Origin of the sequence: Winogradskyella immobilis, assembly GCF_021887715.1 — a bacterium.
GTDB classification, from domain to species: Bacteria; Bacteroidota; Bacteroidia; order Flavobacteriales; family Flavobacteriaceae; genus Winogradskyella; species Winogradskyella immobilis.
Map to the genome: position 1 here is coordinate 1 of NZ_JAIQXX010000053.1, position 1,111 is coordinate 1,111.

Sequence of the window (1,111 nt, forward strand, 5' to 3'; positions counted from 1 at the left end):
CAAGACCGTTAGCCTTAATTAGAGAAAAACCCAGAAATGATATTCAATAACAGAAAAAGAAAACAAGCAGTAATAGACTTTTTTGAATATGTAGAATCTGAATTATTAACTAATGAAGAAGATTCAGAAGTCATTAATGGAATAAAAAAACAACTAAAAAGCGGATTTGAACTAATAGAAAATAATGAATGGGGAATTGCGTTTGAAAATCTCTCATCAGAATTAGTTGAGCATTACATTATAGTTGATAGAAAAGGAAATGATTTAGTAAAAAAAGTAATTAAACTCTGTAAATTAAATAAAAAATGGGAAGTTGATTTAAGGAGAATAAATTCACTTGGTTATAAAATGGGAAGTTGGAAATTAACTGATTCTGAAAAATTAGCTAAACAAAACAAATACACTTTTTACAAACCAAGCAGAGAAATATTAAAAAATCTAAAAGTTGGTAATATTGTAAAACTCACATTTGAATTTGAATCTTCTAATTCAGAACATCCAGGAGCAGAAAGAATGTGGCTTGAAATTACCGAAATTAATGATGAGAAATTTAAAGGAACATTAGACAATCATCCATTTTATCTTCACGAATTATATGCAGGAGACGAAATAGAATTTGAATATAAACACATAATTGACCACGATTTAGAATTATCTGAACCCAATCTTGTAGACAAATATTATGATAGATGTTTTGCTACAAATAAAGTATTGTATGAAAATGCACCAATAAACTATATTTATAGAGAAGAACCAATGGAAAAAGATGAAGAAAGAGATTATGTAGATACTGGTTGGAGAATTTTATCAGGAGACGAATCTGATGAATATATGGAAGATTCAGAAAATATTAGTTTAGTTTCAATTGGTTCTATTTTATCCAGAGATGATTCGTTTATCGACTTACTCGAATCTGAAATTGGAACAAGTTTTGAGCGTAATGAAAATGGAATATTTGAGGAAATTAACGAATAATAACTAAGGCTAACACCGTGTATAATTCATTGCTAGTAAAGGCTTACTTACGAAAATCCTCGCGGATTTTCTATTTAGTTTGTATTTGCTAAATTAGTTGCTGAAATACGCAACGAAATCATACACAAACACGTTG

Annotated in this window: 1 protein-coding gene; it reads left to right on the forward strand. The window is 28.6% G+C overall.

Annotation, left to right across the window (positions count from 1 at the left end; all coding sequences use genetic code 11):
- Nucleotides 1–36 precede the first annotated feature (36 nt).
- Nucleotides 37–975: an immunity protein Imm33 domain-containing protein gene (locus K8Z87_RS13780; RefSeq protein ID WP_227478159.1), complete on the forward strand. Its 939-nt coding sequence runs from the start codon at nucleotides 37–39 to the stop codon at nucleotides 973–975.
- Nucleotides 976–1,111 lie beyond the last annotated feature (136 nt).

Coding starts and splice junctions, on each gene's coding strand:
- K8Z87_RS13780 (WP_227478159.1), top strand. CDS start 37: ATGATATTCAATAACAGAAAAAGAAAACAAGCAGTAATAGACTTTTTT.